Annotated in this window: 21 protein-coding genes; 11 read left to right on the forward strand and 10 right to left on the reverse strand. The window is 69.2% G+C overall.

The annotated features are described in order from the left end of the window. Positions 1-34: 34 nt before the first annotated feature. The 3 genes from C468_RS04400 (at position 35) to C468_RS04410 (ending at position 2,018) form a co-directional block, all read left to right on the forward strand. Positions 35-613, forward strand: a complete 579-nt coding sequence (locus C468_RS04400; protein ID WP_193788244.1) for a response regulator — start codon at positions 35-37, stop codon at positions 611-613. 58 nt (positions 614-671) lie between these two features. Next, complete coding sequence (gene sufU, locus C468_RS04405) at positions 672-1,094, forward strand: Fe-S cluster assembly sulfur transfer protein SufU (protein WP_008847665.1); 423 nt, start codon at positions 672-674, stop codon at positions 1,092-1,094. Positions 1,095-1,310: 216 nt separating this feature from the next. Further along, entirely contained in the window at positions 1,311-2,018 is a 708-nt protein-coding gene (locus tag C468_RS04410) for an Sjogren's syndrome/scleroderma autoantigen 1 family protein (RefSeq protein WP_008847666.1), read from the forward strand. A gap of 16 nt (positions 2,019-2,034) precedes the next feature. On the opposite strand, the gene C468_RS04415 is transcribed toward C468_RS04410, so the two are convergent. Further along, positions 2,035-2,628, reverse strand: a complete 594-nt coding sequence (locus tag C468_RS04415; RefSeq protein WP_008847667.1) for a class I SAM-dependent methyltransferase — start codon at positions 2,626-2,628, stop codon at positions 2,035-2,037. Positions 2,629-3,233: 605 nt separating this feature from the next. Here C468_RS04415 and C468_RS04420 point away from each other — a divergent pair. The 3 genes from C468_RS04420 (at position 3,234) to C468_RS04430 (ending at position 6,819) form a co-directional block, all read left to right on the forward strand. After that, positions 3,234-5,168 carry an archaea-specific SMC-related protein gene (locus C468_RS04420; protein WP_008847668.1) on the forward strand — a complete coding sequence of 645 codons (1,935 nt, stop codon included), beginning with the start codon at positions 3,234-3,236 and terminating at the stop codon, positions 5,166-5,168. Positions 5,169-5,684: 516 nt separating this feature from the next. Further along, entirely contained in the window at positions 5,685-6,311 is a 627-nt protein-coding gene (gene rdfA / locus C468_RS04425) for a rod-determining factor RdfA (RefSeq protein WP_008847669.1), read from the forward strand. 142 nt (positions 6,312-6,453) lie between these two features. After that, a complete protein-coding gene (locus C468_RS04430) occupies positions 6,454-6,819 on the forward strand; it encodes a hypothetical protein (protein WP_008847670.1) in 366 nt (121 codons plus the stop codon). A 77-nt stretch (positions 6,820-6,896) separates the two neighbouring features. Here C468_RS04430 and C468_RS04435 read toward each other — a convergent pair whose 3' ends face one another. The 3 genes from C468_RS04435 to C468_RS04445 form a co-directional block, all read right to left on the reverse strand. Then, positions 6,897-7,301: a DUF4112 domain-containing protein gene (locus tag C468_RS04435; protein WP_008847671.1), complete on the reverse strand. Its 405-nt coding sequence runs from the start codon at positions 7,299-7,301 to the stop codon at positions 6,897-6,899. A gap of 102 nt (positions 7,302-7,403) precedes the next feature. Beyond that, the gene (locus C468_RS18505; RefSeq protein ID WP_008847672.1) at positions 7,404-7,616 is read right to left on the reverse strand and encodes a hypothetical protein; all 213 of its coding nucleotides are present in this window, start codon (positions 7,614-7,616) and stop codon (positions 7,404-7,406) included. A 41-nt stretch (positions 7,617-7,657) separates the two neighbouring features. Next, complete coding sequence (locus C468_RS04445; protein WP_008847673.1) at positions 7,658-8,155, reverse strand: cupin domain-containing protein; 498 nt, start codon at positions 8,153-8,155, stop codon at positions 7,658-7,660. Positions 8,156-8,494: 339 nt separating this feature from the next. Between C468_RS04445 and C468_RS04450 the strand changes: the two genes are divergently transcribed. Further along, on the forward strand, positions 8,495-9,280 hold the full coding sequence (locus C468_RS04450; RefSeq protein WP_008847674.1) for a TSUP family transporter: 786 nt from the start codon (positions 8,495-8,497) through the stop codon (positions 9,278-9,280). Positions 9,281-9,325: 45 nt separating this feature from the next. Here C468_RS04450 and C468_RS04455 read toward each other — a convergent pair whose 3' ends face one another. Further along, positions 9,326-9,556 carry a hypothetical protein gene (locus C468_RS04455; protein WP_008847675.1) on the reverse strand — a complete coding sequence of 77 codons (231 nt, stop codon included), beginning with the start codon at positions 9,554-9,556 and terminating at the stop codon, positions 9,326-9,328. Continuing rightward, positions 9,553-10,356 (reverse strand): DUF547 domain-containing protein, encoded by an 804-nt coding sequence (locus C468_RS04460; RefSeq protein WP_008847676.1) that lies wholly within the window; start codon positions 10,354-10,356, stop codon positions 9,553-9,555. The genes C468_RS04455 and C468_RS04460 overlap by 4 nt, the downstream gene beginning before the upstream one ends. 99 nt (positions 10,357-10,455) lie before the next feature. Between C468_RS04460 and C468_RS04465 the strand changes: the two genes are divergently transcribed. The 3 genes from C468_RS04465 (at position 10,456) to C468_RS04475 (ending at position 11,758) form a co-directional block, all read left to right on the forward strand. Then, a complete protein-coding gene (locus tag C468_RS04465; protein WP_008847677.1) occupies positions 10,456-10,977 on the forward strand; it encodes a peroxiredoxin family protein in 522 nt (173 codons plus the stop codon). Between the two features lie 3 nt (positions 10,978-10,980). Then, positions 10,981-11,226 (forward strand): hypothetical protein, encoded by a 246-nt coding sequence (locus C468_RS04470; protein WP_008847678.1) that lies wholly within the window; start codon positions 10,981-10,983, stop codon positions 11,224-11,226. A 316-nt stretch (positions 11,227-11,542) separates the two neighbouring features. Next, complete coding sequence (locus tag C468_RS04475) at positions 11,543-11,758, forward strand: hypothetical protein (RefSeq protein ID WP_008847679.1); 216 nt, start codon at positions 11,543-11,545, stop codon at positions 11,756-11,758. Between the two features lie 75 nt (positions 11,759-11,833). Here C468_RS04475 and C468_RS04480 read toward each other — a convergent pair whose 3' ends face one another. Beyond that, entirely contained in the window at positions 11,834-12,556 is a 723-nt protein-coding gene (locus tag C468_RS04480) for a DUF726 domain-containing protein (RefSeq protein ID WP_049912026.1), read from the reverse strand. Positions 12,557-12,896: 340 nt separating this feature from the next. Here C468_RS04480 and C468_RS04485 point away from each other — a divergent pair, with 340 nt between their 5' ends. After that, positions 12,897-13,343: an FKBP-type peptidyl-prolyl cis-trans isomerase gene (locus C468_RS04485; RefSeq protein WP_008847681.1), complete on the forward strand. Its 447-nt coding sequence runs from the start codon at positions 12,897-12,899 to the stop codon at positions 13,341-13,343. Between the two features lie 39 nt (positions 13,344-13,382). Here the strand turns inward: C468_RS04485 and hcsS are convergent, their stop codons facing one another. The 3 genes from hcsS to arsA are packed head-to-tail and all read right to left on the reverse strand — an operon-like array spanning position 13,383 to position 15,963. Further along, on the reverse strand, positions 13,383-13,601 hold the full coding sequence (hcsS, locus tag C468_RS04490) for a halo-CC-star protein HcsS (RefSeq protein WP_008847682.1): 219 nt from the start codon (positions 13,599-13,601) through the stop codon (positions 13,383-13,385). Then, positions 13,592-14,008 carry a halo-CC-star protein HcsL gene (gene hcsL, locus C468_RS04495; RefSeq protein ID WP_008847683.1) on the reverse strand — a complete coding sequence of 139 codons (417 nt, stop codon included), beginning with the start codon at positions 14,006-14,008 and terminating at the stop codon, positions 13,592-13,594. The genes hcsS and hcsL overlap by 10 nt, the downstream gene beginning before the upstream one ends. After that, positions 14,005-15,963, reverse strand: coding sequence for an arsenical pump-driving ATPase (gene arsA / locus C468_RS04500; protein WP_008847684.1), 1,959 nt, complete (start codon positions 15,961-15,963; stop codon positions 14,005-14,007). Before arsA ends, hcsL begins: the two co-directional genes overlap by 4 nt.

A 15,963-nucleotide genomic window follows, 5' to 3' on the forward strand; every position in this document is an offset into this window, starting at 1 on the left:
CACCGCGCTGACGACCCGTCGCCCGGATCCCACTATGCCCGACCGAAATCCGCCCACGCCGTCCGATACCCCTGAACCGAGCCGGTTGACCGACTCCGCCGCCGCGTCACCTGTCGCGTCCGATGGCGCGACGACGCGTCCGGTCGACAGAGGCCCCGCTTCGCTCACCGTCCTCCACGTCGAGCCCGACCCGCGGTCGGCGGAGCTCCTGGCGGCGTTCGCGGCGCACGTCGGCGGCCGAGTCGCCGTCAGATCGGTGGGCGGGGCGGCGGCGGCGCTGGCCGCGGTCGACGGCGCTGACTGCGTCGTGACCGAACAGCGGCTCCCCGACGGCTCCGGCGTGGAACTCGTCGAGCGGCTCAAGCGCACCGCGGGCGACCTCCCGGTCGTGTTCCACACCACCTGTCGAGAGGAGCGGATGGAGGCGCGGGCGTTCGGCGCCGGCGCGGATGCGTACTTCGAGAAGCGACCCGCGTGCGGGCAGTACGAACGCATTCTCGACCGGCTCCGGGCCCTCGTCGAAGAGCGCGACCCGCGTCGGTCCGAGCCGGCTGAGCCGACGTCCGTCGCCGGCTCGTCGGCCCTCTCGGAGACGGTCCGCTCGGAGGAGTGACCCCGTCGTTCGGGACGACGGAACCCTTTTGACTCGCACGGACCTACTCGTGACCGATATGGGACTGGGCTCGGACATGTACCGGCAGCAGATCCTCGACCACTACAAGAACCCGCGTAACTACGGGGAGCTCGAGGACCCCGACTTCACCCACGTCGGCGAGAACCCCTCCTGCGGCGACACAATCCGGATGGAGGTCGCGCTCGACGACGCGGGCGAGGCGATCGACGCGGTGCGGTTCACCGGCGATGGCTGTGCCATCTCGATGGCCTCGGCGAGCATGCTCTCCGAGCGGCTCCACGGGATGTCGATCGACGAGCTCGACGCGCTCGACACGGACGACGTCACCGAGATGCTCGGCGTCGACATCTCGCCGATGCGCGTGAAGTGCGCGGTGCTCGGCCGGCAGGTCGCGCAGGACGGCTCGAAGATCCACCGCGGCGAGCTCGACCCCGACGACCGCACGAAGACCGAGGATTGACGCCCTCGCTGCCGCCTCGCCTCGCTCTGCTCGACGCGCCTCCCCCCAGCTCGCCTCGCTCCGCTCGACGCGCCTCCCCCCAGCTCGCCTCGCTCCGCTCGACGCGCCTCCCCCCAGCTCGCCTCGCTCCGCTCGACGCGCCCGCCCTCCGCCCGACGCGCTCCGGCTCGTCCCGAGCCCACCGGACTTTTGCTCGTGAGTCACGTTCGTCCGCCCATGAGCGACGGATTCGACAAGGAGGCCGAACGCGAGAAGCTCCGCGAGAAGCTCGCGGAGGACGAACAGAAGCGCGAACACACCCAGCGGATGTCCGAGCTGCTGTTGCAGGGCGCAACGATGACGAACCGCCACTGCGACGACTGCGGCGACCCGATTTTCCGCCACGACGGGCAGGAGTTCTGTCCGACCTGTCAGGCGACCGGTTCGGGCGGCGGGACGCAGGGTGACGACGCACAGCCCGCGGACGCCGACGCGAAGCGCCCGCCGCAGGGGGACGGCCGAGACACGTCGACGGCTCCGGGGGGAGGGGAGACGGCTCCCTCGACCGCGAGTCAGGACGCGACGGCTCAGAGCGGAACAAACGCGAACGCGGCAAGCGCGAACGCGGCAAGCGCGAACGCGGCAAACGCGAACGCGGCAAACGCGAACGCGGCAAACGCAGTCCCGGAACCCCCGAACGCGGCGCCCTCGCCCGCGTCGAACGCCGAGCAGTCGGGCGAGCCACCGGCTTCGGGCCCGCCGGCAGCGCCGGCAGCGCCGGCAGCGCCGGCCGAGCCGGGAACCGTCGCCGACGCCCGCGCGTCGCTGACGCGGACGCTGGCGCGGTTCGCTCGCGCGGCCGAGGAGACGGACGACCCGCGCCGCGCCCGCGACCACCTGCGGGCGGCTCGCGAGGCGGCGGAGGCGCTGGCGGCGCTGGACTGACGCGCTCCGCGCCCGCTCAGCGTCCGAAGACGAGCCCGTAGTGATACGGCGGGAGGTCGACCTCCCGCGCGAGACGCAGGTCGCTCGCCTCCTCGACAGCCCGCCGGGTCGCCTCCGGCCCGAGGCGCATGTCGGTCGGCGGTCCCCTCGGCTCGCCGCCGATCGTCGTCTCCTCTCGCGGCCGATCGTGCCAGTTCACCACGACGAATCGACCGTCGACGGCGAGCGCCGCCGAGACCGCCTCGACGAACGCGGCGCGGCCTCCGACCCCGTGGAACGCGTTCGCGAGCAGCGCGACGTCCGCGGGCTCCGGAAGCAGCTCCGGAAGGGCGCGTGCGTCCCCCTCGACGGTAGTGACGTTGTCGATCCCCTGCTCCGCCGCGAGCGCGGCGAGCTCGTCGAGCAGCGACCCGTCGACGTCGACGGCGTACACCGTCGCCGGGTCGGCGATCCGCGCGGCGGGCAGCGCGAAGTACCCGTTCCCGCTGCCGATTTCGACGACGCGGTCCCCCGGCGAGAGTCCGAGCCGTCTGAGGGTGGCGCCCGGCGTCGGCCACACCCGACCCCACCAGTCCCAGTCCGGCTGCCCCGTGTTCTGGAAGCGGTCCATGTCCGGGCGTGGGACACGGGGGGAGTTACCGGTTCGGATCCGATTCCCGAACGAATCCGAGTCTTTTCGGGTGAGCGACTGGGTCTGTTCGTGTGTCTCTGTCAATATATCATATCTCAGTATTAAAAAGGTATCTGCTAATTAGTCTTGCTACTATCTGTCAAATTCACTCCACTGACGCTACGAGATCTGAATCTGAGGCACAGTAATGAGCGGCACACAGTGAATTCGGCGGAATCTTGTGTCTAAATAAACTGGTAGAACTCACTAAATTTATGTGTTTATTTAAAACATGGGCTCTATATACCAATTATTCGGTATTCTTGCCATTTCTGATTGTACAGTGTATTTCTGCATGCGAATACGGAAGTTTTGACCAAATATCTGATCCTTGTCTATCTCGAATTCCAGTAACGAAATAATATATTTATTCTTATATCATTTCTAAATACTACATTTTCATAAATAATGTCTGCGACGACGCGGGCTGATATCCGTCCGCCGACCCCCCGCGAACCGACGCCGGCGGATCGGCTCGTCACCTCGGTGGCCCGGTGAACGAAGGATACATTTAACACCACGAACATCGTTTTCGGTCCATATCGATGGCTCAGATCTCGAAACCCTCCGTTCACGTCGACGTCCGAAACGTCGGCGGGATCGACGAGGCGTCCGTCACGCTTTCCGACGGCGTCTCGATCTTGACCGGGCGAAACGCGACGAACCGGACGTCCTTCCTGCAGGCGCTGATGGCCGGACTGGGGAGCCGGCAGACCTCGTTGAAAGGCGACGCCGAGGAGGGCGGGGTGACGCTCGAACTCGGCGACGAAACGTACACGCGGACGCTGACACGTCGGGGCGATTCCGTCGCGTTCGGCGGCGATCCTTACCTCGACGACCCGGAACTCGCCGACCTGTTCGCGTTCCTGTTAGAGGACAACGAGGCGCGCCGCGCGGTCGCGCGCGGCGACGACCTCCGCGAGATCATCATGCGTCCGATCGACACCGACGCGATCGACGCGGAGATCCGCGAGTGCAAGCGCGAGCGTGACGAGCTGGAGAGCGAAATCGAACAGCTCGACAGCCTCGAACGCGACCTGCCCGACCTCGAGGCCGACCGCCGCGAGAAGGCCGAGGAGCTGGAGGCGGCACAAGAGAAGCTCGAGTCGGTCCGCGAGGAGCTCGACGAGCTCGACGCCGGCGTCGAGGAGAGCCGAACGCGCAAAGAGGAGATGGAGGAGGCGTTCCAGCGGGTCCGTGACGCCCGGTCCGAGCTCGACGACCTCGAGTTCGACCTCGAAACGGAACGCTCGACGCTCACGGAGCTCAAATCGGAGCGCGAGGAGCTGCAGGAGACGGTCGAAGCGGCGGAGGACCCCGACGAGAACCCGGATCGCCTCGCCGGCCGCATCGACGAGCTCCGCCGCCGGAAGCGCTCGCTCGACGACGACATCAACGAGCTCGGCAGCGTCATCGGCTTCAACGAGGACCTGGTGGACGGCTCGGGCATCGATGTCGACATCGACGAGGAGGCGGCCGGCGACGACCCGACGGCCGCGCTGACCACGGGCGACCGGACGGTGTGTTGGACCTGCGGGTCCGAGGTCGAGACCGACCAGATCGAGTCGACCCTCGACCGCCTCCGCCAGCTCCGCTCCGACAAGCTCGACGAGCGCAACGAGATCCGCGCGGAGATACAGGAGCTCACAGACCGGCAGTCGTCGATCCGCGAGGCCCAGCGCGAGATCGAGCGCGCCGAGGAGCGGCTCGACGCGGTCGCCGAGGAGATCGGGTCGACCGAGTCGCGGATCGCCGACCTCGAAGAGCGGATCGAGTCGAAACGAGCGGAGATCGAGGAGCTGGAGGAAGAAGCCGAGTCAGTCGACGTCGACGGCTACGACGAGGCGCTGGAGCTCCACCGCGAGGCGAACGGGATCGAGCTCCGGATCGAGCGGCTCGAAGACGAGATCGACGAGATCGACGCGGAGATCGACGAGCGGGAGGCCGCGATTGATCGCCGCGAGGACCTGAAGGCCGAGCGCGAGGAGCTCGCCGACCGGCTGACGGAGCTGCGGACGCGCGTCGACCGCATCGAGGACGACGCCGTCGAGGAGTTCAACGAGCACATGGAGACCGTCCTCGACATCCTGGAGTACGAGAACCTCGACCGGATCTGGATCGAGCGCCGAGAGACCGAGGTACGCGAGGGGCGCCGCAAGGTCACGCGCACCCGGTTCGACCTCCATATCGTCCGCTCGTCGCCCGACGGGACGGCCTACGAGGACACGGTCGACCACCTCTCGGAGAGCGAGCGCGAGGTGACGGGGCTCGTGTTCGCGCTCGCGGGGTACCTCGTCCACAACGTCCACGAGACGGTCCCGTTCGTCCTGCTCGACTCGCTCGAAGCGATCGACTCGGACCGGATCGCGCGTGTCGTCGACTACTTCCGGACGCACGCCGACTACTTCGTCGCCGCGCTCCTGCCGGAGGACGCCGCCGCCCTCTCTGACGAGTACGCCTACGTCGAACAGATCGACTGATCGACGCCCGGCTGCGGGTCCGGATCCGCGACGACCCGCCCGTTTTCAAGGAGCCGTTGGGAAGAAAAATTACAAAGTTACGTTTGTAACAGTGTCCGGTCGCAACGACGGAACGGCCCGGCGGTCGGCAAGCGCGCGGTAAGTCGGTCGCGTCACGGCCGGTGTCGGTCCGATGCGCCGTCGCCGATGTTATCTGTATATTGCACGTTCGACGAATTATGTGTATTCTGAAATAACTTCTCGTCCGGAGCGCAGTTCGGTGCGCTCGGTCCTCGATCGGGACGAGCGGACGGGCCCGGCGGTCGCCGTCGCCGGGCGGTCGGAGGGTCGGGCCGCCGAGTCGCCGTCGCCGAGTGGTCGGAGGGTCGGACCGCCGAGTGGTCGGAGGGTCGGGTTGCCGAGTCGCCGGGCTGCCGAGTCGCCGTCGCCGAGTCGCCGGGCTGCCGAGTCGCCGGGGGTCGCATCGCCGGGTCGGAACACCGATGTTTTTGTCACGCTCGGGGGTGAAGTCACAGTATGAGCAACGAAGCGAGCGGGACGAACACGAAGGTCGCCCGGGTGATCCGGGAGTACGATCTCGAGGGCATGGGCGCGAGCTTGGAGGCCGCGTGGACCGGCGAGGCGGGCGAGCGGACGAGCCTGCGGGACCTCGCTGACGAGTTCAACGAGGCGGTGCTGGAGGCGGCCCTCCGCGAGGCGAGCGTCTCGTCGCTCAGCGTCGACGTGTCGAGCACGTACGAGGCGCTCAGCGGCGACTCCGGCTCGTCGTCGACGCGGGCGCGCCGCCGACTGGAACGCGAGGGCGTCGACGTCGACGAGCTGACCGGGAACTTCGTCACCCACCAGGCGGTCCACACGTACCTCACGAAGGAGCGCGAGGCGAGCCTCCCGGCGGCCGCCGACGGCATGGCCGACCGGAAGGTCGAGACCATCGAGAAGCTCCAAGGGCGGGTCTCCGCGGTCGCCGAGTCGGCCATCTCCTCGCTCGCGAACGCGGACGAACTGGACCGGGGCGACTACGACGTGCTCGTCGACGTGCGCGCCGTCTGCCCCAACTGCGGGGCCGACGCGCCGGTCGGCGAACTGATCCGGCGCGGCGGCTGCGAGTGCACGGCGGGGTCCGAGCCCGGCGACGACGAGTGAACCGGCGCCCGCGAGCATTTATAAGCGATCCGCGGCGTTCGGCGAGCGTGTTACCAGCGCTCCACGGGGCTCGGCGCCGCTTCGCGAGCGACGAGAGGGCAGATACATAAGGAATCGAGGTATCATTCAGATCTGATATTAAATGGCCGCTCGGCGGGCCCGCCGAGCGGACGACTCGCCTCCGGGAGTCGCTCGCGGCGTTCCGCCCCGCGAGAGGGCGGAGTCGGGGACCCGCGACCGGGCGGACGCGTCTGCGGAGGGCGCCGGCGTCGACGCCGACACCGGCCCGCGGTCGCGGAGTCCGGGGAGTGGCGCGGGGAACTTGACGGTTCCGCGGGACGACGGCGAGGACGTGCCCGTCCGGGCGTCGGTGACGGGGCTGGAGCACGACGAACCGCGCGAGCCCGGCGTCGAGTTCGTGATGGAGTCGACGGCGTTCGGCGACCTGCGGATCGCGTTCCTGACTGATCCCGGTGGCGTCCGCGTGGTGCTCATCGAGCACGCGTAGCGCCGCTCCCGAGGCCGTTGGACGTAGCGGGTCGCTCGATTGCGACACCGTATCGCTCGGTGACCGCACGGTCGGTCCTACTTCGCCGCGAGGTCGTTCAATACCAGTTCGAAGTTGCGTTTGTTGGCCTTCCAGACGGCGTCGAAGATGTCGCCCGCGACCGGGACCGTCCCCGCGACCACGTCCACGGCGACGTTCGCGATCATCCTGAGCAGCGTCGCGTAGGACACGCCGAGGCGGGCCGCCTCGAGCACGATATACAGCGAGAACCCGCCGGTGACCACGTCGCCCGCGCCCGGGAGGACGCCGAGCAGCGGATCGACACCGATTCGGTAGTTCGTCCCCGGAACGCGGACTCCCTCGTCGAGAACGTACGCCGCGAACCGCATCCGCTCGATCGCCGCTCGGTCGACCGACTCCGGCAGGCGCGCTATCCGTTCATCGAACTCGGTCAGGAGCTCGCTCTCCCGTTCACCCGTCATGGACTCCGTACGCGGTCCCGCCCGATAACCGTGGTGTCGGCGCGTCCCATCGGCGGGACCGCTGGAGCCCGTCACCCCCGGTGAGCTTCGGCGGGCCGCCGGTCAGTCTCCCTCCCCGTCGGGCGCGAGCCCGAACGCCTCGCCGCGGACGTGGCTCTCGACGAGCAGCACGTACGCCGCCTGGCTCCGTTGGAGGTTCGAGTTCCACCTGACCCGGCCGCTCCCGTCGACGCGCTGCGAGAGGCCGGCCCCGTCCGCGACAAGGAAGTCCCCGGGATCCCGGACGAGCTGCTCGAACAGGCGGTCGACTTCCACACGTACGGCGGCGACTGAGCCGCGATCGGCGCCCCGTCGACTCAGGGGACCTCCCCGTCCATCGACCCGCGGTACCAGCGCCCCGTCTCGGCCCCGCACTCGACACACCGGGCGACGACGGCGTCCTCCCCGTCCTCGACGGCGCTCAGGTCGGCGTCCGTCTCGGCGTCGCACGCCGCGCAGTACCGGAGCGTCTCCTGGCTCCCGTACTCCAGCGGCGCGCCGATCGCGACTGCGCGGACGCGCTCGTCGCCGCGGTTCCACCCGCGCTGGAACTCCCCGGGATTGAACCGCACGGCCTCGTCGGAGCCCAACTCGACCGGCCCGTCCGCCGTCTCGAACGTCGCCGTGCCGGAGATGATGTAAAACACCTCCTCCTGGATCTCGTGGCTGTGGTAGGCGAACGCGAAGCTGTCGCCCGGGTCCAGCTCGTAGTAGTTGATCGCGGCGTCGGTGAGCCCGAGGGCGTCCGTGAGCGGCCGCATCACGGCCGCCGGCTGGACTGAGTTCTCGACGTCGTCGACGCTGACGCGTTCCATGCGCCCTCGTTCGAGTCCGCTATTTAAATAGTGGGTCGTCGTCGCCGGAGCCGCGGCGGCTCACCCGACCGGCGCCGGTTCTGTCGATCACGGCGAGCGCCGTTCGCCACGCCCGACGCCCCCGTACTCGACGTCGGTGAGGTCGGCGCCCTCTGTCCGGTCTGGAGCATACCTGAAACTCGGCGGGCGACCCGTATGAGGCTCGGCCGATCGTGCGGGTTCGTCACACACATGCGAAAGGGACCGATGGAAAGAACCGACGCCGTCGTCGACCGCCGAGCGTGTCTCGCCGCCGCACACCCAACTGCGGTTTATAAATGCCCGCCCCGTCTCAGACGTATGACCCTCGCGCTCTCCGTCGAACTGGTGGCGACGATCGCTCTCGTCGTCGCGGTCGCGGGCGCCGTCAACGGGGTCGCGGGGTTCGGCTTCGCCGTCGTCGGGACGATGGTGCTCGCGTCGGCGCTCGACCCGGCCACCGCCGTCGCGTTCATGATCCTCCCGATGTTCGCCGTGAACGTCGCGCTCGTCGGGGAGCTCACCCGCGAGGAGCTCCGCACGTGCGGAACCCGGTTCGCCCCGCTGCTCGTCGCCGCGCTCGTCGGGACCATCGCCGGGATGGCGCTGCTCGACCGGCTCCCGGCGGCCCCGCTCCGCGTCCTGCTCGGACTCGTCTCGCTCGGTTTCGTCGCGACCGCCCAGCGGGCGGTCCCGCTCCCGGCGCTCCCCGGGCCGACCGACCGGACGCTCGCCGAGTCGCCCCTCGTCATGGCGGCCGTCGGGGCCGTCTCCGGCGTCCTGTTCGGCGCGACGAACGTCGGCGTGCAGCTCGTCGCGTTCGTCCGGAGCTTCGACCTCTCGCACGGCCTGTTCGTCGGCGTCGTCGCGCTCGTGTTCGTCGGAATCAACGGGCTCCGCGTCGTCGCCGCCGGCGCGCTCGGGCTCTATCCCGGCCTCGGCCTCGTCCTCGCGTCGGTCGCCGCCGCGGTCCCCGCGGTCGCGGGCGTCGCCGTTGGGAAGCGCCTCCGAGGCCGCGTGAGCAAGCGCCTCCGGCGCGGGACCGTCCTCGGGCTGTTGACGCTCATCGGCGTCCGGCTGATTCTCGGCGGCGCGGGAGTCCTCTGAGGCCGGTCAGCGCCGCCGCGCGTCCGCAGGGTCCGGGCCATCGGCTCACCGGTTCAGGTGCCACCGGATCGCGACGGCCGCGACGAACACCGTCGCGAAGGTGACGGCCCCCGAGATCAGCGCACCGCGGGCGCTCGACGCGCCCGTGGTGACGACGGTGGCGGAGGCGGTCCCGCCGGCGAGGGCCGCGCCGCCGGCGATCCCGCCGAACCCGATACAACAGAGGCTCAGCAGTCCGACGACCGACAGCGAGCCCAACAGGCCGTCGTCGCTCACCGGTCGCTCCCCCCGTCGCGGACGGCGTCGAGCGCGAGCGACCAGTCGTACTCGCGGTACCGTATCCGGGAGACCGCGTCGGGGTCGATCGCGTCGTACTTCCGGAGGAGCGCGCGGACGCCCGACCCGCCGCCGAAGTCGCCGCGGTACCACAGGAGGTGTCGGGGGACGCGGGCGGTCCCGCCCTCGACGACCGTCTCGCTTTTCAGATACGAAGCGGCGGCGCGGTCGAGTTGGTCGTCCACGTCGCCCGTGTCGTAGGCCACGACCGCCGGACAGGAGGCGGCGCCGCAGTTGAGCGCGAAGTGGACGCGCGGGTCGGGGTCGGCGACCCGGTGTCGCCGTACGAACGCCGTGGGGACGGGGTTCGGGACGTACCCCAACCCGTACTTCCACTGGGCCCCGCGGAGGATCCCGTGTTCGATCCGGTCGAGGCTCAGGTCGGTCCCGGCGACGGTGACGACCGGCTCCCCGAAGAACCGGCGACGGTCCGCGAACCGGTCCGGGTCCGCCAGCAGCGCGTCCCCAGCCGCGGCGTTGTAGACGTTGAGCCAGAAGGCGAGGCGTTCGTCGGGACCGAGCGCGTCGAGCGCGGCCTGCGGGGCGTCGGCGAGCCGCTCGCGGACGGCGTCGAGCGCCGACCCGTGATCGCCGGGGGACCGGACCGAGCGGAGGAACCGTCGCGAGTCCGCGACGAGGTCGGCCCCGTCGGGCTCTCGGGCTGAGTCGGCATCGAGCGCCGGGGCGTCGTCGACTCCGCGGACCGAGTCCGGCGCGAGCGTCGACTCGGGAACAGTCATGTGGAGAGGTTTGTCTCCGCGTGCGAATAGGTGCCGCGGTCTGGCGCGCCGCGCGTCAGACCGACCCGACGTTATCCCGCGGCTCCGCGTATCGGACGCATGAGCGACACGAACGCGTCCCGGACCGCCGACGTGCCCGATTTCGAACTGCGGAACGTCGCGGCCGGTCCCGACACGTTCTCGCTGGCCGCGGCCGCCGCCGACTCGGACACCGACGCGATCGTCCTGCTGTTCCAGCGGGACTACCACTGCGGCAACTGCCGGAAGCAGGTGCAGGCGGTCGCCGACCGATACGGCGAGTTCGAGGCGCTGTGCGCCTCGGTCGTCTCGATCCTTCCGGAGTCGATCGAGCGCGCCCGCTCTTGGCAGGCCTCGTACGACCTCCCCTTCCCGCTGCTCGCGGACCCGAACACCGACGTGAGCGACGCGTACGACCAGCCGGTGCGGTTCGGCGTCCTCGGCTCGCTCCACGACCTCGTCGGGCGGATGCCGGTGGCGCTGGTGCTCGATACCCGGTCAGGCGAGCCGCGGGTGGCGTACACCTACGAGGGCCGCATGCCCGCCGACCGCCCGGAGATCGACGACCTGCTCGACGAGATCCGGGCGCTGCGCGACGACTGAGGGATGGGCGGGTCAGACCCTCGCACCGTCCTCGTCGCCCTCTGGCGGATGTCGCGGCCCGCACAGATCGTCGCTGATCGCGCTCGTGTACACCCTCGGCGTCGCGATGGCGCTCGGGCGGGGGCGACGGCGGAGGCGGGAGCGGTCGCGCTCGGGCTGGCGGCGCTCCTGCCGGTCGCCGCGAGCGTCCACTACGCCAACGAGTACGCCGACGTCGAGACCGACGCTGACGCCTGTTACCGACGCTGACGCCTGTCACCGACGCTGACGCCTGTCACCGACGCTGACGCCTGTCACCGACGGTCCGACCGCGAACGTCGTCTCCGTGCTCCCGAAGGTCGCCATCCCGAGCGTCGACGACCCGACGTTCGGGGACGGCTACGTCGGCGACCCGGACCACGGTCCCGACGCGTTCTCCGGCGCCTCGGGCTCGTGAGAAAGCGCGAGACGCCGACGTCGGAGGCTCCGGCCGGGATCGTCTCTTGGGCCATCGCCGCGGGGTCGGTTCGACGGGAACCGCGATCGGAATGCAAATAGCCGGACGGTCGTAACCGCATGTATCCGAATGACAAAAGACGGCAGTTCCAACCGCGTTCCCAGTCAGCCGGTCGTCGTCCAAGAGGACACCCATCAGAACGAGATTCCGGAGAACATCGACTCAGAGCTGTACTCGGCGGACAGCCCCTCCAACTCGTTCCACGAGTTCGAAATCGAACCCGAGGACGACCTCGTCGAAGCGCTCCGCGACAACGGCTACACGGTGGAGTTCAGAGACCGCTGAGGCGCGACTTCCGCCCTCAGCGACCGGCCGTCTCAGACGACCCCCTCACGGCTGCAACGCGGAGCTCCCGGTGACTCACTCGAGCCCGATTCGGTCGACCGCGCGCGCCAGACACCCCTCCTCGGGCTCGACGTACGAGTAGTGGTCCGCGACCAGATCGGTGACGTCGACGTCCGCGTACCCGGCCGGCGGGCTCGCGGACGCCGCGAGCCCGCCGTGGCCGACCGCCCGGGTCCGGTCCGAGGCGCGGTACACCCACCCCAAGACCCGGTCGTTCCGGCTGTGGAAGTTGAAGACGGGAGCGTCGACCGCCGCGATGGCCGACCCGTACCGCCCGTCGACCGCGACGCCGTCGCTCGGAATCGCCCCGCCGAACAGCGACACGGAGGCGAGGGCGTCCGCCCGCCCGCGGTCGGCGAGCTCCCGGAGCGTCGCCCCCGTCACGCGGGCACCGAGCGAGTGGGCGAACAGGTGGACCGGTCGACCGTCGTCGGCCGCCCACGCCGTCAGCCAGTCGGCGAGCGGAGCGGCGTTGGCGTCCGCGGTCCGCTTCGCCGGCCCCCAGTCGACGTTCGACGCCCACGAGTAGCCGACCACCGGCGGGGCGTCAGCGGCCGCGGCAGCCCCCGTCGCCGCCGCGAGCCCCAACCGGGCAGTGTACGCCAGATCGCGTGCCGATTCGGCGTCCGCGCCCAGTCCGTGGACGAACAGGACCACCGCGTCGGCCCCGCCGAAGTCCCACGAGCCCGCTCGCTCCGTCGGGTCCGCCGCGTCGAGACGCCCTCGCGTCGTCACCATCGGCTGCGTCTCCGGGGCGTCGTACCCGCCGGAATCGCCGTCCAGCGATCGCGCGACGTAGAGCCCGCCGCCCCCGAGGAGGCCGACGCCGCCCGCGAGACCGAGGAGGAGTCGCCGGCGAGTGACGACACCGCCTGAGGCGTCGGCCGTGCCGTCCGAGTCGTCTGCCCCCGATGAGGCGGTCGGTCCGTTCGGGTCGTCCGGAGCGGTGTTCGATGCGATGTCGGAGTATCGGTCCGACCGATCAAATAGCTGACGCGGCGGCGACGGATCTCTCGATGCAACAGACTTTCCGTGTGGCGCGTTTCGTTTTCGTATGACGATAGCTATCGGCGATTCGGTGACGCTCGAGTACACGGGTCGACTGGACGACGAAACGGTGTTCGACACCTCGCGGGAATCCGTCGCCGAGGAGGCCGGCCTCACCGAGGCCCAGCCCGACCGCGAGTACGCGCCCCTGACCGTCGACGTCGGCGACGAACAGGTCATCGAGGGGATGGAGGAGGGGCTGATCGGGTTGGAGGCCGGAGAGACGGAGACCCTCACGATCCCGCCGGAGAAGGCCTACGGCGAGCCCAGCGACGACCGCGTTCAGGAGTTCGAAACCGAGGAGCTCCGCGAGATGCTCGGCGGCCAGACGCCCGAGGAGGGCACGTACCTCGAGGCTCAGAACGGCAGCCAAGGCGAAGTCGTCCACGTCGACGAGGACGTCGTCCGGGTGGATTTCAACCCGCGCCTCGCCGGCGAGACGCTGAAGTTCGACGTCGAAATCATCGACGTCAACTGAACGCGAGCGGGTGCGACGCTCGCACCGACCAGAACTCAGTCAACAGCAGTCGTCGGTGTCGCACACGCCGCCGTAGTCGATCCCGGTCTCGTCGCCGATCGCCTCGTTACACTGCCTCACCATCGTGGTGAACTCGAACTCCGAGGACGACGCTCTCGCCGCCGCGAGCGCCTCGCCGAGCGTTTCGGCGGCCGCGACGACCTCGTCGTCCGTGACCCCGTCCTCGACGGCGCCCTGATCGGAAGCGCTCAACAGCACCCACCTCCGGTGGACCGCGCGAACTCCTCGCCGATCACGTCGCTAATGGCGTCGTTCGTCCGCTGGAGGAGTGCTATCAGCTCGGCCTGTGCGGCCTGCTGACGCTGGATCGTCTCGTCGTTCGACAGCTCGGTCTGGAGCTGCTTCAGCTCGGCCATCACCGAGTCGTCGAAGCCGCCGCGCTGCAGCTCCTGTTGCTTCCGCTGGTACTCGCGAAGCAGCGCCATCGCGTCGTCGTCGTCCTGTAACGCCTCGTCGGCCGCAACGAACTGTTGGTACGTCTCCGACTCGCCGAGAGCGTCGAGGAACTCGCGGAGCGCCGCCTCGACGTTCGTCTCCACGGCGTCCTCGTCGGGTCCACTCGCGACGCCCTCAGTCGCGTCGTCTGCATCCTGCGCGTCGCTCACGAGGGCGTCACCTCCGGTGCGTCTGCCTCGGTGATGTCCGCGAGCCCGGTGATCTCCTCGCCGAAGGCGCTGAGTTCGTCGAGCCCGATCGGTTCGTCCTGCCGGAGCGGCGCCGACATCAGCGGCGCGTCGAAGCGGTCGCGAATCTCCTCGAGATACCGCGCCTGCTGAGCGCGCCGATTCGCGAAGAAGGCGTTGTCGCCGTACTCCTCGGGGAGGAGGTAGTTGGCGACGACCAACGAGGTCTCGATGCCGACCTGATCTTCGAGGTCGGCGGCGGCCCGGTAGGCTTCCATCATAGGCGTGTACTCGGGGTACATCACGAACGCGAACGTGCTCCGTTCGGGGTCTTTCATCGTCTCGATGACCTCGTCGTACTGGTCGCCCTTCGCGGGGGCGGCGCCCTTCGTCAGCGAGCCGAGGTCCATGAACCCCTTCCAGTCGGAGGGGAGTTCGAGCAAGCGGAGCGTGTGGCCCGTGGGGGCGGTGTCGAAGACGACCACGTCGTAGCCGTCCTCGTCGAAGTAGCTCACGAACTTCTCGAGGGCGGCCATCTCCTCGGCACAGGGGGACTCCAACTCCTCTTCGACGTTCGCGATTGCGGCGTCGACGTCGATCTGGGTGTCCTCTTTGTCCGCGTACATCTCGGTGACGTGGTCGAGGACCTGCTCCCGGTACTCGGCGAGCGCCTTTTCTTGGTCGATCCGCGCCGCGTCGAGGTTCTCCCGGCCGACCGAGGTGGGCTCGTGGCCCACTGGTTCGCCGAAGATGTCCTCGAGATGCGCGGCCGGGTCGGTCGTGACGACGAGCGTCTCGTGGCCCGCCTCAGCGAGCTTCGTCGCCGCCGTCGAGGCGATCGTGCTCTTACCGACGCCGCCCTTGCCGGTGAAAAAGAGGTACTGCGTCTCCTCGCCCGGCGTGAGCTGGTCGACGACCGCGTTGGGGTCCGCCATCGAATCGAAGTCGACCGCGCCGTCGGCGTCGACGCGGCCCGTCTCCTCAGCGTCGGTCGCCGCGCCGACGTCGACGGTCGCTTCCCTGCCATCGTAGAGGACGCCACCCACGTCCGCGAGCAGGTCGAGGCCGGCGATCTCGCCGGGCTGAAGCGGGTACGTCGCCGTCGCGTCGGCGTCGAACTCCTCTCGCGCGCGCTCGACGACGGCCTGCTCGTCCGCGCGTTTCCCCTCGAAGAACGGGTCGTCACACACCGACTCAGGGAGGTAGCCGTTGAGGACCAGCAGCTGCGACTCGATCCCGAGATCAGCGAGGTCGCTCGCGCTGCGTTCGACCTCGTCGATCGAGGAGTCTTCGGGCTTGCCGACGAAGGCGAACGAGGTGCGCTCGTCGTCCTGAAGCGTGTCGATCGCGCGCTCGTAATCCTGTTTTTTGTCCTCCATCGAGGCCGCCGGCCCGATACAGGTCGAGCCGCCCTTCTCGAGTTCGGCGTTCCAGTCGGAGGGGAGCTCCATGAGCCGGATGGTGTGACCCGTCGGCGCCGTGTCGAAGACCACGACGTCGTACTCGGGGCTGTCCATGAAGTCGACGAAGTTGTCGAAGGCGGCGATCTCCTCGACGCAGGGGCTGTTGAGCTGCTCTTCGACCGTCTGTATCTCCTCCTCGCCGAGCAGTTCGCGCATCGGCTCGATCGTCTCCTGGCGGTACTCCTCCGCGGCGGTGTCCGGGTCGATCTCGATCGCCGAGAGGTTCCCGACCCCGTCGATCGCGGTGACCTCGTGGCCGATGTCCTGCCCGAAGATGTCCGAGAGGTTCGGCGCGGGGTCGGTGGTCACCAGCAGCGTCTCGTAGTCGTTGTCGGCGAGCCACGTCGCGGTCGCACAGCTCACCGTGCTCTTGCCGACGCCGCCTTTCCCGCTGAAGAAGACGAACTCGGTCTCGTCGCTACTCGGTTCGACGACGTCACGCGCGCTCGTCGCCGTCGACTGTGATTGTGCCAT

The organism is Halorubrum kocurii JCM 14978, assembly GCF_000337355.1.
Classification (GTDB): domain Archaea; phylum Halobacteriota; class Halobacteria; order Halobacteriales; family Haloferacaceae; genus Halorubrum; species Halorubrum kocurii.